Source organism: Pantoea eucalypti (genome assembly GCF_009646115.1).
GTDB lineage: Bacteria > Pseudomonadota > Gammaproteobacteria > Enterobacterales > Enterobacteriaceae > Pantoea > Pantoea eucalypti.
Window position 1 is genome coordinate 785402 of the sequence record NZ_CP045720.1, and the last position, 16771, is coordinate 802172.

Below are 16771 nucleotides of genomic sequence, written 5' to 3' on the forward strand. Positions count from 1 at the left end.
CTGACGGCAACGTCAGGTGAACAGGACATTGTCTTTAATGTGGCAACAGGTTTTCAGATTAGCGGCCATAAAGCCGGTTAGCAGTTCTATCTTTCAACGGAAAATTGAGGTTCGCGATGTCTGACGACATGAAGAATATCAAAGGTTCGTCAGCTGGCGAACAGGGTGCACTCCGCTCCATGCAGGAGGTGGCAATGAACGATCAGGATGCGAGCAAAATGTTGCGTACGTACAACATCGCCTGGTGGGGCAACAACTATTATGACGTTAACGAACTGGGCCACATCAGTGTCTGCCCCGATCCGGATCGTCCGGATGTGCGCGTCGACTTAGCCCGCCTGGTTAAAGAGCGCGAAGCACAGGGCCAGCGTCTCCCCGCCTTGTTCTGCTTCCCACAGATTCTGCAACACCGTCTGCGCTCGATTAACGCCGCGTTTAAACGTGCGCGCGAATCTTACGGCTACAAAGGCGACTACTTCCTGGTTTACCCGATCAAAGTTAACCAGCACAAACGCGTTATTGAGTCGCTGATTCACTCTGGCGAACCGCTGGGACTGGAAGCAGGCTCGAAAGCCGAGCTGATGGCCGTGCTGGCGCATGCCGGTCAGACCCGCTCAGTGATCGTCTGTAACGGCTACAAAGATCGCGAATATATTCGTCTGGCACTGATTGGCGAGAAGATGGGCCACAAAGTCTATCTGGTGCTGGAGAAGATGACGGAAGTGCGGCTGGTGCTGGAAGAAGCGGAGCGTCTGAATGTCGTGCCGCGTCTTGGCATCCGTGCGCGTCTGGCTTCGCAAGGCTCCGGTAAATGGCAGTCGAGCGGCGGCGAAAAATCGAAGTTTGGTCTGTCCGCCACGCAGGTGCTGAAACTGGTTGAGATCATGCGCGAAGCGGGTCGCATCGACAGCCTGCAGCTGCTGCATTTCCATCTGGGTTCGCAGATGTCCAACATTCGCGACATCGCCACCGGCGTGCGTGAGTCGGCGCGTTTCTACGTCGAACTGGCGAAGCTGGGCGTTAACATCAAATGTTTCGATGTCGGTGGCGGTCTGGGCGTCGATTACGAAGGCACGCGCTCGCAGTCTGACTGCTCGGTCAACTATGGCCTGAATGAGTATGCCAACAACGTGATCTGGGCGATTGGTGCGGCCTGTGATGAGCACGGTCTCGAGCATCCGACCGTCATTACCGAGTCGGGTCGTGCTGTGACCGCGCACCACACGGTACTGGTCTCCAATATCATTGGTGTCGAGCGTAACGAGTTCAGCGAACCTGAAACGCCGGATGCGGATGCGCCGCGCCCGATTCTCAGCATGTGGGAAACCTGGCAGGAGATGCATGAGCCAAGCACCCGTCGTTCGCTGCGTGAATGGCTGCACGACAGCCAGATGGATTTGTCTGATATCCATACCGGCTACGCCTCCGGTACATACGATCTGAAGCAGCGTTCATGGGCTGAGCAGCTCTATCTGAGCATCTGCCACTATATTCAGCAGCATCTTGATCCCAGCAACCGTGCGCACCGTCCGATCATCGACGAACTGCAGGAGCGCATGGCAGATAAGATCTACGTGAACTTCTCGCTGTTCCAGTCCATGCCGGATGCGTGGGGTATCGACCAGCTGTTCCCGGTACTGCCGCTGGAAGGGCTGAACAAGAAGCCGGAGCGTCGCGCCGTGCTGCTCGACATCACCTGTGACTCCGATGGCACCATCGATCACTACGTGGATGGCGACGGTATCGCGACGACCATGCCGATGCCGCAATATGACGTGGATAATCCGCCAATGCTGGGCTTCTTCATGGTCGGTGCTTATCAGGAAATTCTGGGCAACATGCACAACCTGTTCGGTGACACCGAGGCGGTAGATGTCTACGCACGCGAAAATGGCGATGTGGAAGTCCAGCTCTCTGATGAAGGCGATACCGTGGCGGACATGCTGCGTTACGTGCAGCTTGATCCCAACGAGCTGATGGCGCTGTTCCGTAATCAGGTGCAGGCATCCGATGTCGACGAAGAGCTGCGCGCGCAGTTCCTGGAAGAGTTTGAGAGCGGCCTCTACGGTTACACCTATTTAGAAGATGAATAATCGGCGCTGGCAGCCTGCAATCGCATATTGCAGTTGCCGTTAACTATGCCGATAATCTGACCCACTCAATCCCTTCCTCGTCGGGCCTAACGACGCGGAGGGGATTTTTTTCATCTCAACCTTAATGGCTTGCGGGCCTGGCCTGACTAACGCACATAGAGAGAGCAATTATGTATAACACCCTTGGCAATCAGTATGACAACTCCCTGGTTTCTAACGCCTTTGGTTTCATGCGTTTTCCGCTGAATTTCCAGCCTTACGACAGCGACGCCGAGTGGGTTATCACTGGCGTGCCATTTGATGCTGCAACATCGGGCCGTCCGGGCAGCCGCCTGGGTCCGGGCGCGATTCGTCAGATCTCCACCAATCTGGCCTGGGAAGGCTGCCGCTGGCCGTGGGATTTCGACCTGCGTCAGCGTCTGAACGTGGTCGACTGTGGCGATCTGGTTTACGCCTTCGGTGATTCGCAGGATCTTTCCGACAAGTTGCAGGCTCACGCGGAAAAACTGCTGGCCAGTGGCAAGCGCATGATGACTTTTGGCGGCGATCACTACGTTACGCTGCCACTGCTGCGCGCCCATGCAAAACACTTCGGTAAGATGGCGCTGGTGCATTTCGATGCGCATACCGACACTTACTCCAACGGCCCGACCTTCGACCACGGCACTATGTTCTTTACCGCGCCGAAAGAAGGTCTGATCGATCCACAGCATTCTGTGCAGATCGGTATCCGCACCGAATTCGACAGGAGCCTTGGCTTCAACGTGCTGGATGCGGCGCAGGTCAACGACCGCAGCGTTGACGATATCCTCGCGGAAGTGAAACGCACCGTTGGTGATCTGCCGATCTATCTGACCTTCGACATCGACTGTCTGGATCCGGCGCATGCGCCTGGCACCGGCACGCCAGTGATTGGCGGCCTGACCACGGATAAAGCGACCAAGCTGATCCGTGGCCTGCAGGGCATGAACATTGTCGGCATGGATCTGGTGGAAGTGGCACCGGGATACGATCATGCTGATCTGACAGCACTGGCGGCGGCGACGCTGGCGCTGGATATGCTGCATGTTCAGGCTGCAAACAAAGGTTAATCCTGTCATGAGCCTGCCGGGTTAACCTGGCAGGTTTTGCGCCGCCGGCTAATGCGGCACAGTGCCAGTAACGACCGCCATCCGCTTTTCCTCCTCAGGATTGTTTCCCTTTATCACAACGCCCGCTGCTCAGGCGTAACCGCGCATCAGCAGCTAAACTCATTGATATCAATTCTCAACGTGGAGACAATCATGGGCTTTCTTGATGAACTGGCGGGATCGCTACAGGGCGCGCAGAGTGATGGGCATTTGCCCGGACAACTTCAGGCGGTCTGGCACTGGGTGCAGGAGCAGGGCGGTATTGAAGTGCTGCTACAAAAATTCCAGCAGGGCGGGCTGGGCGAGGTGTTTGGTTCGTGGATCGGCACCGGGGCGAATCAGCCGGTAGAACACAGCGATATCCACTCTGCATTTGGTCAGGCTGAGCTACAGTCACTGGCGGATAAGCTGGGAACCGACGTTAAGGGCGCCGCGGGCACGCTGGCGGTTATTCTGCCGCAGCTGATCGACAAAATGTCACCTCAGGGGCATATGGATGAGGCGTCGCTGCACGAGAATAAACTCGATTTAGGTTCGATGGTGGATCAGATATTCAAACGTTAGGCCAGTGATTCTGACCTGATCCGTACTGCAGGCGCATGCTGTGTGCATGCGCCTGTATCAGGCATTACTTCTTCGCGTCTGCCGCAATACGTTCACGGATGTGCTCGGCACGCGCTTCAGAAGCGGGGTGCGAGTCAAACATCGAGCTCTGACGTCCCTGTTCCAGCTTCGCCAGTTTCTCAAAGCTGGTCACCAGACCTTCCGGATTAATGTTGCGCTTCTTCATCAGATCGTAGGAGTAATCATCTGCCTGCGATTCCTGAGTCTGGGAGAACTGTGCGTTAACCAGTTTTTCACCCATCTCACCCAGTTGCGACTGAGACAGTGAACCGATCACGCCGCCAACTGATGCGGCTGCCGTGCGGGCGGCGGTTGTGGCATACGCCAGCTGCATCGCTTTACGCGTATGACCCAATGCAACGTGGCCCATCTCATGGCCCAGCACGCCTTCCACCTCATTGTCAGTCATCATATCCATCAGGCCGCTGTAAACGCGGATACAGCCGTTTGCCATCGCCCAGGCGTTGACATCTTTGGTCTGATAAACCTTATAGTTCGCCGGAACGCCATTGATATTATCGCCCAGCGCGGCTGCAATCTTATTCAGGCGCTGCTGATACTCACTGTTAGCGGGCGCCAGCTGATTATCCTTGTCCATCTGCTCACAGGATTTATCGCTCAGTTGCTTTACCTGATCGTCGCTCAGGCTATAAGCCTGATAGGCCTGCGCGCCAGATTGCATCAGTGCATTATTGTCTAAACCCTGACAGCCGCTGAGCATCGCTGTCAGGCCAAGTGCTAACACCATTTTTTTGGTTTTCATGCTGTATCCCATCCATAACAAGGTAAGAAAAACAAACACCTGAAACTCACTCAGATGAATAAACGATTTGGTTATAGCGTGCCAGTCTGCACTTTGCTAGCAGACCTGGCCGAAAAAGCCATACGAAGCGGTGACATTTAGCGTTTTACAACATGTACTTTTGACCTGACTTTCATGTACATTGATGGGCAACTTTTTCCTTGTTTTGCCCGGTAACTCATTAATAACAATCAGTTAAGGTGCGAAGCATTAATCCGACCTGGAGTAGAAAATGCCCTCTCGTAAAGAGCTTGCCAACGCCATTCGTGCGTTAAGTATGGATGCAGTACAGAAAGCGAAATCGGGACATCCGGGTGCCCCAATGGGCATGGCGGACATCGCTGAAGTACTCTGGCGCGGCTACCTGAACCACAACCCGACCAACCCGCTGTGGGCCGACCGCGACCGTTTCGTCCTCTCTAACGGTCACGGCTCAATGCTGATCTACAGCCTGCTGCACCTGACCGGCTACGATCTGCCACTGAGCGAACTGGAAAACTTCCGCCAGCTGCACTCAAAAACTCCAGGTCACCCTGAATATGGCTACACCGTGGGCGTTGAAACCACCACCGGTCCGCTGGGGCAGGGTATCGCCAACGCCGTCGGCTTCGCCATTGCTGAACGCACACTGGCCGCGCAGTTTAACCGTCCGGGTCATGACATCGTAGACCACAACACCTATGTCTTCATGGGTGATGGTTGCATGATGGAAGGTATTTCTCACGAAGTCTGCTCACTGGCGGGTACGCTGAAGCTGGGCAAACTGGTTGCCTTCTATGATGACAACGGTATTTCCATCGATGGTCACATTGATGGCTGGTTCACTGATGACACCGCTAAGCGCTTTGAAGCGTACGGCTGGCATGTCGTGCGCGGCGTAGACGGCCATGATGCAGATGCGATTGCTAAAGCGATCGACGAAGCGAAGAGCGTCAGCGACAAGCCTTCACTGCTGATGTGCAAAACCGTTATCGGCTTCGGTTCACCGAACAAAGCGGGCACCCATGATTCACACGGCGCGCCGCTGGGTGATGACGAAGTGGCACTGACCCGCAAACAGCTGGGCTGGAACCACGCACCGTTCGTTATTCCTTCAGACATCTACGCTGAGTGGGACGCAAAAGAAGCGGGCCAGGCGAAAGAAGCGGCATGGGATGAGAAATTCGCTGCGTATGCGCAGGCCCATCCTGAGCTGGCTGCTGAATTTAAACGTCGCGTGAGCAACGAACTGCCAGCTAACTGGCAGGAAGAGTCTCAGAAGTTCGTTGAACAGCTGCAGGCGAACCCGGCGAAGATCGCCAGCCGTAAAGCGTCACAGAATGCTATCGAAGCCTTTGGTAAAATTCTGCCGGAATACCTGGGCGGCTCAGCTGACCTGGCGCCGAGCAACCTGACTATCTGGTCTGGTTCTAAGCCAATCAACGAAGATGCTGCGGGTAACTACATCCATTACGGCGTGCGTGAATTCGGTATGACCGCTATCGCTAATGGTCTGGCACTGCATGGCGGCTTCCTGCCATACACCGCTACCTTCCTGATGTTCGTTGAGTATGCGCGTAACGCAGCGCGTATGGCGGCACTGATGAAGATCCGTCAGATCATGGTCTACACTCACGACTCAATCGGTCTGGGTCAAGATGGCCCGACGCATCAGCCGGTTGAGCAGATGGCGAGCCTGCGCACCACACCAAACATGAGCCTGTGGCGTCCATGTGACCAGGTAGAATCTGCGGTGGCGTGGAAATATGCTATCGAACGTCAGGATGGCCCAACGGCACTGATCTTCTCCCGTCAGAACCTGGCGCAGCAGGAACGTGATGCTGCACAGCTGGCTAACGTGGCGCGCGGTGGTTACGTGCTGAAAGATTGCGACGGCACCCCTGAGCTGATCCTGATCGCAACCGGTTCAGAAGTTGAACTGGCTGTCGGTGCCTGGGACAAACTCACCAGCGAAGGCCGCAAAGTGCGCGTGGTCTCGATGCCGTCAACCGATGCTTTCGACAAGCAGAGCGATGAATACCGTGAATCTGTGCTGCCGAAAGCCGTCAGCGCTCGCGTTGCTATTGAAGCGGGCATCGCTGATTACTGGTTCAAATACACGGGCCTGAATGGCGCTATCGTGGGTATGACCAGCTTCGGTGAATCTGCACCTGCAGATCAGCTGTTCGAGCTGTTTGGCTTTACCGTTGACAACGTCGTCGCGAAAGCGAAAGCGCTGCTGGCGTAATAACTGGCCAGGCGGGTCTGCTCCCGCCTGGTTGTGAAATTAAAGGGGCGATCCTTTCGTCCCTTTTGCTCTTTTATTCCTGCAGTAATAACACTTTCTGGCTTAAATTTGTGACGCAGATCCAAATTTATGCAGTCAGATTGATCGCAATCATTCCTGTTATTCCTTCCTTCTATTATTCTGGCTGAACCGTTTCAGTCGTCGGGCCAGCCGCCCTGATTTCGGACAATGCCGGGCAAGAATCTCCTGTACAAAATGCAGTGAAGCGCTCAGGCTAACGGCACGTTTTTTCAGTCTGACGTGGCAGGAGAGAAATGACGGTACGGATAGCGATAAATGGTTTTGGCCGGATTGGACGCAATGTCCTGCGCGCGCTCTATGAAACGGGCCGACGTGCAGAGATTACCGTGGTCGCGATTAATGAGCTGGCTGAAGCCACCGGTATGGCGCACCTGCTGAAATACGATACCAGCCATGGCCGTTTTGCTTTCGACGTTCGTCAGGAGCGCGATGTTATGTGGGTGGGTGGCGATACCCTGCGCATTTTGCACCGTGCAGACATAGCCGATTTGCCGTGGCGTGAACTCGATGTGGATGTGGTGCTGGACTGTACCGGCGTCTATGGCTCACGGGCTGATGGCGAAGCCCATCTGCAGGCGGGTGCCAAAAAAGTGCTGTTCTCTCATCCTGGCGGAAACGATCTCGACGCGACTGTCGTGTTCGGTGTTAACCAGCAGGATCTCACCGCCAGCGATCGCATCGTCTCCAATGCGTCCTGCACCACAAACTGCATTATTCCGGTCATTAAACTGCTGGATGATGCGTTTGGTATCGAATCCGGCACCGTCACGACGATCCACTCGGCGATGCACGATCAGCAGGTGATCGACGCCTATCACAGCGATCTGCGCCGGACCCGCGCGGCCAGTCAGTCCATCATTCCAGTGGATACGCGTCTGGCGGCAGGCATCACCCGTATTTTTCCGAAATTCAACGATCGCTTTGAGGCGATAGCCGTTCGCGTCCCGACGATTAACGTGACGGCCATTGATCTCAGTGTTTCTGTGCATAACGCGGTAACGGCATGTGACGTTAACACCTTGTTGCGAAGCGCGGCAGAAGGGGCATTTCGTGGTATAGTTGACTACACGGAATTACCGTTAGTCTCAGTAGATTTTAACCATGATCCGCACAGTGCCATTGTGGACGGAACACAAACGCGGGTCAGCGGTCAACACCTTATCAAGACACTGGTCTGGTGTGACAATGAATGGGGCTTTGCTAACCGAATGCTCGACACGACGTTAGCGATGGCCACAAGCGGTTTCAGGTAAGACGCGGTTTGCGTCTGGCAAAACTTATGAGAATCAACGAGAGGATTCACCATGTCTGTAATTAAGATGACCGATCTGGATCTGGCTGGTAAACGCGTTCTGATCCGTGCCGATCTGAACGTACCAGTTAAAGAAGGTAAAGTGACGTCTGATGCACGTATCCGTGCTTCTCTGCCAACCATTGAAGCGGCGTTGAAACAGGGCGCGAAAGTAATGGTTACCTCTCACCTGGGTCGTCCGACCGAAGGTGAATACAACGAAGAGTTCTCGCTGCTGCCGGTAGTTAACTACCTGAAAGAGAAGCTGAGCGGCACCACTGTGACCCTGGCAAAAGATTACCTCGATGGCGTTGAAGTGGGCGCTGGCGAACTGGTTGTGCTGGAAAACGTTCGCTTTAACAAAGGCGAAAAGAAAGATGACGAAGCGCTGTCTAAAAAATATGCCGCCCTGTGCGACGTATTTGTGATGGACGCGTTTGGTACTGCGCACCGCGCGCAGGCTTCTACCCACGGCGTTGGCAAATTTGCCCCTATCGCCTGTGCCGGTCCGCTGCTTTCTGCAGAACTGGAAGCGCTGGGTAAGGTCATGAGCAACCCTGAGCGTCCGCTGGTGGCTGTTGTTGGTGGTTCTAAAGTCTCTACCAAATTTGATGTGCTGCAGTCTCTGGTCAAAATCGCGGACACCGTGATTGTCGGCGGCGGCATTGCGAACACCTTCGTGGCTATCGACAACAATGTCGGCAAGTCACTGTATGAACCCGACTTCGTTGAAGCGGCTAAAGGCCTGCGCGATCAGCACGGTATCCCGGTTCCAACTGACTCTCGCGTCGGCACAGAATTCTCTGAAACTGCGCCAGCGACCGTGAAAAAGGTTTCGGAAGTAGCAGATAACGAAGAGATTATGGACTTCGGTGATGAAACCGCTCAGGCCATGGCTGCCATACTGAAAGAGGCTAAAACCATCCTGTGGAATGGCCCGGTGGGCGTGTTTGAGTTCCCTAACTTCCGTAAAGGCACCGAGATCGTGGCTAACGCGATTGCAGACAGTGATGCCTTCTCTGTTGCAGGCGGCGGCGATACCTTAGCGGCTATCGACCTGTTCGGCATTGAAGACAAAATTTCCTACATCTCTACCGGCGGTGGTGCGTTCCTGGAGTTCGTGGAAGGCAAAAAACTGCCAGCAGTTGCCATGCTGGAAGAGCGTGCGAAGCAGTAATCCTTTGGGGGCGATGCCTCGCGGCATCGTCTGAAGTCTTGCCCATCTGGGCGTTTAAATCGACGTTCCTTTAAGGGAACAACGGTCACGAAACAGGACACAATCATGTCTAAAATTTTTGATTTCGTAAAACCCGGCGTTGTCACTGGTGATGACGTACAGAAGATCTTCAAAGTTGCGAAAGAGAACAAATTCGCACTGCCAGCCGTGAACTGCGTCGGCACCGACTCCATCAATGCGGCACTGGAAGCGGCGGCGAAAGTGAAAGCGCCAATCATCATCCAGTTCTCTAACGGTGGTGCTGCATTTATCGCCGGTAAAGGCTTCAAGACTGACAAACCACAGGGCGCGGCAATCTTCGGTGCTATCGCCGGTGCACACCATGTTCACCTGATGGCAGAGCAGTATGGCGTGCCGGTTGTCCTGCACACTGACCACTGCGCGAAGAAACTGCTGCCGTGGATCGATGGTCTGCTGGACGCGGGCGAAGAGTACTTCCAGAAAAACGGTAAGCCACTGTTCTCTTCTCACATGATCGACCTGTCAGAAGAGTCACTGGAAGAGAACATCGAAATCAGCAGCAAGTATCTGGCGCGCATGGCGAAACTCGACATGACGCTGGAAATCGAACTGGGCTGCACCGGTGGTGAAGAAGATGGCGTGGATAACAGCCATATGGACGCATCTGCTCTCTACACCCAGCCAGAAGATGTGAACTACGCATACGAAAAACTGAATGCTATCAGCCCGCGCTTCACCATTGCGGCTTCATTCGGCAACGTACACGGCGTTTACAAGCCAGGTAACGTGAAACTGACCCCAACCATTCTGCGTGATTCGCAGAAATTCGTGTGTGAAAAACATGGCCTGCCGCACAACGCGCTGGACTTCGTTTTCCACGGCGGTTCAGGTTCTTCAGCTGCAGAAATCGAAGAGTCTATCAGCTACGGCGTGATCAAGATGAACATCGATACCGATACCCAATGGGCAACCTGGGACGGCATCCTGCAGTACTACAAAAAGAATGAAGGCTATCTGCAGTCGCAGCTGGGTAACCCGGAAGGCGACGACAAGCCAAACAAAAAATACTACGACCCACGCGTCTGGCTGCGTTCAGCCCAGGCCTCAATGGTCGTGCGTCTGGAGCAGGCTTTCAAAGAGCTCAACGCTGTCGACGTTCTGTAACTGATATTGAGTTACGGTATAAACTGTCTTCTGTATAAAAAAGGCCCGAAAGGGCCTTTTTTTTGATCTTTTTTCGCCGGATTTGCGTCAAAGGTCATGCAGGTTTGGCACACCGGCATTTATTGTTTACCCTTTTGTCAGGGATTGTCAGAGCTGTTCTGACAATCTGTTGTTACTTCCCTTGGGAATTTAATTACAGGATGGTTCCATGCAGGATACGGGTATGTTTGATGAGCTTAACAACGCAGGTAACTGGATAGTACGCAATCAGGAGCTGCTGATAAGCTATGCGGTGAACATTGTCGCAGCTATTGCGATTATCTTTGTGGGTATGATTGTTGCACGCATCATCTCCAACACCGTTAATCGTCTGCTGTGCGCACGTCATATTGATACGACCGTTGCTGACTTTTTGTCGGCGCTGGTGCGCTACGGCATTATCGCCTTCACACTTATCGCGGCGCTGGGTCGCATTGGCGTACAGACCACCTCGGTTATTGCCATCCTCGGTGCGGCCGGTCTGGCTGTGGGTCTGGCCTTAAAAGATTCACTGTCAAACCTGGCTGCCGGCGTACTGCTGGTGATCTTCCGCCACTTCCGCACCGGTGAGTTTGTGGATCTGGGTGGCATCATGGGCACAGTCATGAACGTGCAGATCTTCTCTACGACGCTCAAGTCAGCGGATGGCAAGCGCGTGGTGGTGCCGAACGGTAAAATCCTTGCCGGAAACATCGTTAACTTTTCCCGTGAGCCGGTACGCCGCAATGAATTTATTATCGGCGTCTCCTACGATGCCGATGTGGATCAGGTTCTGACGCTGCTGCGGGAAGTCGTTGAAGCAGATGAACGTGTACTAAAAGATATGGGTATCCAGATTGGGCTTAATGAGTTAGCCGCATCCTCAATGAATTTTGTCGTGCGCTGCTGGAGCAACAGTGGAGACCTGCAAAACGTCTACTGGGATCTGATGAAGAACTTCAAGCGTACGCTGGATGGCAAAGGAATTGGTATTCCTTATCCGCAGATGGATGTGCATCTGCACCGCGTCAGACCGTCAGATACACCTGCACCAGAGACACAGCCGCAGTAATTTGTTCAATGGGCGGCGTCTGTCGCCCATTAATTTTGCTAATCGTGGATTAATTCTTTCAATTTCCGCTAATCATCTCCTCTCTTTATACTTCCCCACATCTGACCATGTGAGGACGTAATTCTGTGATATCTCTCTACTTTCAGGGGCTTGCCCTGGGCGCTGCGCTGATCCTGCCATTGGGGCCACAAAACGCATTTGTGATGAATCAGGGCGTGAAACGTCAGTATCATCTGATGACGGCGGCACTCTGCTCACTGAGCGATATTCTGCTGATATGCGGCGGCATCTTTGGCGGCAGCGCCCTGCTAAGCCAGTCTCCGCTGCTGCTGATGGTCATCACCTGGGCAGGCGTAGCCTTTCTGCTCTGGTATGGCTGGGGTGCGCTGCGAAGCGCTTTTCGTGGCAACGCCGATCTGGCGGATGGCGAGCCACTGAAGCAGAGCAGGGGACGCATTATCGCAACATTGCTGGCGGTAACCTGGCTCAATCCGCACGTCTATCTCGACACTTTTGTGGTGCTGGGCAGTCTTGGCGGCCAGTTGCCCAGCACCACGGCGCGTCAGTGGTTCGCGCTGGGCACCGTCAGCGCGTCGATCCTGTGGTTTTTCGGCCTGGCGCTGCTGGCCGCGTGGCTGTCACCGCGCCTGCGCACCGCGAAAGCACAGCGTGTGATTAACCTGCTGGTCGGCGCGGTAATGTGGTTTATCGCCCTGCAACTGGCGCGTCAGGGTATTGCCGGTTTTTGATCTTAGCCTCGATCCCGGGCGGTAATTGCCGCGCTGCGGACGAACTTTTGGCATAATGACCACTCAAAGCATGGCGCATACCGATGCGCTGTTGGGCTTCGCCGGTTGGAAGCCGTCATAGTGACCTTTTCAAGGAGGACTTTCATGAAACTGAAAGCATTGGCTCTGGCCGCAATCATGAGCGCCGGGGCATTGCCTGGCGTACACGCTGATGAGTTACCGAACGGACCGCACGTGGTGACCTCAGGCAAGGCAACGGTCGATGCTCGTCCCGATATCGCGACCCTCTCTATCGTTGTGAACGTGTCATCGAAAGATGCCGCAGATGCGAAAAAACAGGCAGATAGCCGGGTTGCGCAATATTTCGATTTTCTGCAGAAGAATGGCATCGAGAAAAAAGATATCGATGCGGCTAACCTGAGCACGCAGCCAGAGTATGACTACACCAAAGAGGGTAAATCCGTACTGAAAGGCTATCGTGCTGTGCGTCAGGTACAGGTCACCCTGCGTCAGCTGGACAAGCTGAATGATCTGCTGGACGGAGCACTGAAATCCGGTCTGAATGAGGTGCGTAGCGTCGAGTTAGGCGTGGCAAACCCGGAAAGCTATAAAGAGCAGGCGCGTAAAGCGGCGATTAAAAACGCCACTCAGCAGGCATCGCAACTGGCTGAAGGCTTTAACGCGAAGCTGGGATCGATCTACAGCATCCGTTATCAGGTCGCCAACTATCAGCCAATGCCGATGAACCGCATGTACAAAGCGGCGGCAGCGGCAGATACCTCGGCGCAGGAGACTTATGACCAGCAGAGCATCAACTTTGACGATCAGGTTGATGTAGTGTTTGAGATTAAGCCCAACGCGGCACAATAAAAAAACGGGGCTTTTGCCCCGTTTTTGTTTTCAGGCCGCGACGTCATTCTGACGCAGCACCCGATGTCCATGCGCAATCAGCGCATCGGTCACCCGACGCATTAACCGGCTTTCAGGCGCAAACCGATGCCAGTAGAGCATCCGGCGCTGATACAATCCCGGCGTCAAATCGATTAACTCACCGCTCGCCAGCTCACGTTCAATCTGAAGATGTGGAATCATACAGCAGGTCGATCCCTGTCGGGCCATCTGCACAAAGGCTTCAGACGAGTTCACAATGTGGCAGGGCACACTGCCAGGTGAAAGGTCAAAGTTCTGCTGCAGGAAAGCCTGGTGCATATCATCAAGATGATCAAAAGCCACGGCAGGCGCTTTCAGCAGGGCAGAGCGGGTAACGCCGTTTGGAAAGAAGCGTTCAGCAAAGTCGCGTGACGCCACAAACAGGTAGTCGAGCGCACCCAGCTGATCCACCAGGCAACTCGGCAGCGGCTGCGGCTGAATACTCACCGCACCCACCACTTCACCCCGACGCAGACGCTCCTGAGTGCGTGTTTCATCTTCAACCTGCAGATTCAGGCGAACGGGGGAGTCAGCCAGCACATCTTTTAGCGCAGGCAGCAACCAGGTCGCCAGACTGTCGGCGTTGACCGCCAGCGACAGCAGCAGCGGCGTGGTGCCACTGTTCTCATCGCCCAGCCACTCCTCTTCCAGCAATTCCACCTGATGCAGTAACGCCAGTAGTTTTTGGCCCTGTTCGGTCGGGCGCGGCGGCACAGTGCGCACCAGCAGCGGCTGACCAAACAGGTTCTCCAGCTGCTTGATTCGCTGTGAAACTGCAGACTGAGTGATACACAATTTTTGTGCGGCACGCTCAAATCCGCGTTCGCGGATCACTGAATCCAGCGCCTGAAGCGTTCGATAATCCGGGCGTTTCATTAATATTCATTCTCCTTCAGGATGGACGTCACTATGCCACAAAACTGTTATCTGTGATGGTTCTCTTGTTTTTGTGGACTGGCTTGCAAAGCGATAAATCCACGTCGGTCAGCCGAGCATTTTCAGCAAGCCTTGTTTTATACTACGCGCACTTCGTTGTCGCACAGGTTTTAAACATACCATGACCCAGGATGAACTGAAAAAAGCCGTTGGCTGGGCTGCACTTGATTACGTGCAGCCGGGCACCATTGTCGGCGTAGGCACCGGCTCCACCGCTGCCCACTTTATCGATGCGCTTGCCACGGTCAGGCATCAGATCGACGGTGCCGTCTCCAGCTCAGATGCCTCCACCCAGAAGCTGAAAAGCCTGGGCATTCAGGTTTTTGACCTGAATGAGATTGATGTGCTGTCGGTTTACGTCGATGGCGCGGATGAGATCAACCCGCAGATGCAGATGATTAAAGGCGGCGGCGCGGCGCTGACGCGTGAAAAGATTGTGGCTGCAGTGGCTGAAACCTTTATCTGTATCGCTGACGCCTCGAAAGAGGTGGATGTACTGGGCCGCTTCCCGCTGCCGGTTGAAGTGATTCCGATGGCACGCAGTTATGTGGCGCGTCAGCTGGTGAAAATGGGCGGCTTACCGGAGTATCGTCAGAACGTGGTAACGGATAACGGTAACATTATTCTCGACGTGCATAATCTGCGTATCCTGGATCCGATTGAGCTGGAAAAAACCATCAATGCGTTGCCTGGCGTCGTCACTGTCGGCCTTTTTGCCGCGCGCGGTGCCGATATTGCACTGATTGGCGGACCTGATGGGGTCAAAACTATCAAAAAATGATCTGTCTGGCGCCGTAAAGGCGTCAGTTATTTCTGCCTGAAAATCATCTTTTCTCACACTGGTGAAATTTGGTGACTTATGTCACATAAGCGTCATCGGCAGCGGGTTCGTTCTCTCTTCTTTGCCTCTCTCATGATTTTGTCCGGCAATGTACTGCTGGCAGCCGCTGCCGTGCTGGCTGCCGGGCAATCGTTTGTATTGCCGGACGCGATTTTTTTGATATTTTGACAGAAGGCTGGCTTATGGTAGTCCTCATTGAATGCTGAATAGGATTGGGAAATGGCAAAGGTATCACTGGAAAAAGATAAGATTAAGTTCCTGCTGGTGGAAGGTGTCCATCAGAGCGCGCTGGATAACCTGCGGGCTGCAGGCTATACCAACATCGAATTCCACAAGGGCGCGCTGGACTCCGACGCGTTAAAAGCATCGATTCGCGATGCACACTTCATTGGTATCCGTTCCCGCTCCCAGCTCACTGAAGAGATTTTTGCGGCGGCTGAAAAGCTCGTCGCCGTTGGCTGTTTCTGTATCGGCACCAACCAGGTTGATCTGCAGGCTGCTGCCAGCCGGGGTATTCCGGTGTTCAACGCGCCGTTCTCCAATACCCGCTCGGTTGCGGAGCTGGTGATTGGTGAGATGCTGCTGATGCTGCGTGGCATCCCGGAAGCGAACGCGAAAGCGCACCGTGGCATCTGGAACAAGATTGCCAAAGGCTCATTTGAAGCACGTGGCAAAAAGCTGGGTATCATCGGTTATGGTCATATCGGGATGCAGCTGGGCGTGCTGGCAGAAAGCCTGGGCATGCATGTTTTCTTCTACGACATTGAAAACAAGTTGCCGCTGGGGAATGCTACCCAGGTACGCCATCTGGCCGATCTGCTCAACATGAGCGACGTTGTCAGCCTGCACGTGCCGGAAACTGCCTCAACACAGGATATGATCGGTGCAGAACAGCTGGCGCAGATGAAGCCCGGTGCGCTGCTGATTAACGCCTCACGCGGTACCGTAGTCGATATCCCGGCGCTGTGTGATGCGCTGGCCAGTAAACATGTTGGTGGCGCGGCCATCGACGTCTTCCCGACAGAACCCGCCACCAACAGCGAGCCGTTTATCTCTCCACTGAGCGAATTCGACAACGTGATCCTGACGCCGCACATTGGCGGTTCGACGGAAGAAGCGCAGGAGAACATCGGGATTGAAGTGGCGGGCAAGCTGGCGAAATATTCCGATAACGGCTCGACGCTGTCAGCTGTTAACTTCCCGGAAGTCTCACTGCCGATTCACGGTATCAGCGCCAGTCGTCTGCTGCACATCCATGAGAACCGTCCAGGCGTGCTGACAGCCATCAACCAGATCTTCGCAGAGCAGGGCATCAACATCGCCGCCCAGTATCTGCAAACCTCGCCGTTTATGGGCTATGTGGTTATCGACATTGATGCCGAGCCAGAAGTGGCCGAGAACGCGCTGCAGCTGATGAAGGCGATTCCGGGTACTATCCGCGCCCGTCTGCTTTACTAAGCGATGCAGACACGAAGTGGCGCTAAATAGCGCCACTTCGTGCTATCAGGTACGATCTGCTGTGAGGCTGAGCCTGCTCAGGAAAAACGGTCAGATCGGAAAGTCGCAAACACGTCATTCCTGACTGCCTGGCCCGCGCGGGGGCCGCTTTCCTCTT

Annotated in this window: 14 protein-coding genes; 12 read left to right on the top strand and 2 right to left on the bottom strand. The window is 54.4% G+C overall.

Annotation, left to right across the window (positions count from 1 at the left end; all coding sequences use genetic code 11):
• Nucleotides 1–116 precede the first annotated feature (116 nt).
• The 3 genes from speA (at nt 117) to EE896_RS03755 (ending at nt 3787) form a co-directional block, all read left to right on the top strand.
• Nucleotides 117–2093, top strand: coding sequence for a biosynthetic arginine decarboxylase (gene speA / locus EE896_RS03745; RefSeq protein ID WP_003853367.1), 1977 nt, complete (start codon nt 117–119; stop codon nt 2091–2093).
• Between the two features lie 170 nt (nt 2094–2263).
• Nucleotides 2264–3184 carry an agmatinase gene (speB, locus tag EE896_RS03750; protein WP_003853366.1) on the top strand — a complete coding sequence of 307 codons (921 nt, stop codon included), beginning with the start codon at nt 2264–2266 and terminating at the stop codon, nt 3182–3184.
• A 192-nt stretch (nt 3185–3376) separates the two neighbouring features.
• The gene (locus tag EE896_RS03755) at nt 3377–3787 is read left to right on the top strand and encodes a YidB family protein (RefSeq protein WP_008925681.1); all 411 of its coding nucleotides are present in this window, start codon (nt 3377–3379) and stop codon (nt 3785–3787) included.
• A 64-nt stretch (nt 3788–3851) separates the two neighbouring features.
• Here the strand turns inward: EE896_RS03755 and loiP are convergent, their stop codons facing one another.
• Nucleotides 3852–4610, bottom strand: a complete 759-nt coding sequence (gene loiP / locus EE896_RS03760; protein ID WP_003853364.1) for a metalloprotease LoiP — start codon at nt 4608–4610, stop codon at nt 3852–3854.
• A gap of 271 nt (nt 4611–4881) precedes the next feature.
• On the opposite strand from loiP, the gene tkt reads away from it, so the two are divergent.
• The 7 genes from tkt to EE896_RS03795 all read left to right on the top strand — a co-directional run bounded on the left by tkt (nt 4882) and on the right by EE896_RS03795 (nt 13319).
• Nucleotides 4882–6876 carry a transketolase gene (gene tkt, locus EE896_RS03765; RefSeq protein WP_140916627.1) on the top strand — a complete coding sequence of 665 codons (1995 nt, stop codon included), beginning with the start codon at nt 4882–4884 and terminating at the stop codon, nt 6874–6876.
• 314 nt (nt 6877–7190) lie between these two features.
• Complete coding sequence (gene epd, locus EE896_RS03770; protein ID WP_140916628.1) at nt 7191–8210, top strand: erythrose-4-phosphate dehydrogenase; 1020 nt, start codon at nt 7191–7193, stop codon at nt 8208–8210.
• A 51-nt stretch (nt 8211–8261) separates the two neighbouring features.
• Entirely contained in the window at nt 8262–9425 is a 1164-nt protein-coding gene (gene pgk / locus EE896_RS03775; RefSeq protein ID WP_003853361.1) for a phosphoglycerate kinase, read from the top strand.
• A 105-nt stretch (nt 9426–9530) separates the two neighbouring features.
• Complete coding sequence (fbaA, locus tag EE896_RS03780; RefSeq protein ID WP_140916629.1) at nt 9531–10610, top strand: class II fructose-bisphosphate aldolase; 1080 nt, start codon at nt 9531–9533, stop codon at nt 10608–10610.
• Nucleotides 10611–10818: 208 nt separating this feature from the next.
• Nucleotides 10819–11700, top strand: a complete 882-nt coding sequence (gene mscS / locus EE896_RS03785) for a small-conductance mechanosensitive channel MscS (RefSeq protein ID WP_003852840.1) — start codon at nt 10819–10821, stop codon at nt 11698–11700.
• A gap of 125 nt (nt 11701–11825) precedes the next feature.
• Complete coding sequence (gene argO / locus EE896_RS03790) at nt 11826–12449, top strand: arginine exporter ArgO (protein ID WP_003852843.1); 624 nt, start codon at nt 11826–11828, stop codon at nt 12447–12449.
• A 144-nt stretch (nt 12450–12593) separates the two neighbouring features.
• Entirely contained in the window at nt 12594–13319 is a 726-nt protein-coding gene (locus EE896_RS03795) for an oxidative stress defense protein (RefSeq protein WP_003852844.1), read from the top strand.
• A 30-nt stretch (nt 13320–13349) separates the two neighbouring features.
• Here EE896_RS03795 and EE896_RS03800 read toward each other — a convergent pair whose 3' ends face one another.
• Nucleotides 13350–14255 (bottom strand): LysR family transcriptional regulator ArgP, encoded by a 906-nt coding sequence (locus EE896_RS03800; protein WP_008925678.1) that lies wholly within the window; start codon nt 14253–14255, stop codon nt 13350–13352.
• Between the two features lie 181 nt (nt 14256–14436).
• Between EE896_RS03800 and rpiA the strand changes: the two genes are divergently transcribed.
• Both rpiA and serA read left to right on the top strand, forming a co-directional pair.
• The gene (gene rpiA, locus EE896_RS03805; protein ID WP_003852846.1) at nt 14437–15096 is read left to right on the top strand and encodes a ribose-5-phosphate isomerase RpiA; all 660 of its coding nucleotides are present in this window, start codon (nt 14437–14439) and stop codon (nt 15094–15096) included.
• 279 nt (nt 15097–15375) lie between these two features.
• Entirely contained in the window at nt 15376–16614 is a 1239-nt protein-coding gene (serA, locus tag EE896_RS03810; RefSeq protein WP_003852850.1) for a phosphoglycerate dehydrogenase, read from the top strand.
• Nucleotides 16615–16771: the final 157 nt, after the last annotated feature.

Coding starts and splice junctions, on each gene's coding strand:
- speA (WP_003853367.1), top strand. CDS start 117: ATGTCTGACGACATGAAGAATATCAAAGGTTCGTCAGCTGGCGAACAG.
- speB (WP_003853366.1), top strand. CDS start 2,264: ATGTATAACACCCTTGGCAATCAGTATGACAACTCCCTGGTTTCTAAC.
- EE896_RS03755 (WP_008925681.1), top strand. CDS start 3,377: ATGGGCTTTCTTGATGAACTGGCGGGATCGCTACAGGGCGCGCAGAGT.
- loiP (WP_003853364.1), bottom strand. CDS start 4,610: ATGAAAACCAAAAAAATGGTGTTAGCACTTGGCCTGACAGCGATGCTC.
- tkt (WP_140916627.1), top strand. CDS start 4,882: ATGCCCTCTCGTAAAGAGCTTGCCAACGCCATTCGTGCGTTAAGTATG.
- epd (WP_140916628.1), top strand. CDS start 7,191: ATGACGGTACGGATAGCGATAAATGGTTTTGGCCGGATTGGACGCAAT.
- pgk (WP_003853361.1), top strand. CDS start 8,262: ATGTCTGTAATTAAGATGACCGATCTGGATCTGGCTGGTAAACGCGTT.
- fbaA (WP_140916629.1), top strand. CDS start 9,531: ATGTCTAAAATTTTTGATTTCGTAAAACCCGGCGTTGTCACTGGTGAT.
- mscS (WP_003852840.1), top strand. CDS start 10,819: ATGCAGGATACGGGTATGTTTGATGAGCTTAACAACGCAGGTAACTGG.
- EE896_RS03795 (WP_003852844.1), top strand. CDS start 12,594: ATGAAACTGAAAGCATTGGCTCTGGCCGCAATCATGAGCGCCGGGGCA.
- EE896_RS03800 (WP_008925678.1), bottom strand. CDS start 14,255: ATGAAACGCCCGGATTATCGAACGCTTCAGGCGCTGGATTCAGTGATC.
- rpiA (WP_003852846.1), top strand. CDS start 14,437: ATGACCCAGGATGAACTGAAAAAAGCCGTTGGCTGGGCTGCACTTGAT.
- serA (WP_003852850.1), top strand. CDS start 15,376: ATGGCAAAGGTATCACTGGAAAAAGATAAGATTAAGTTCCTGCTGGTG.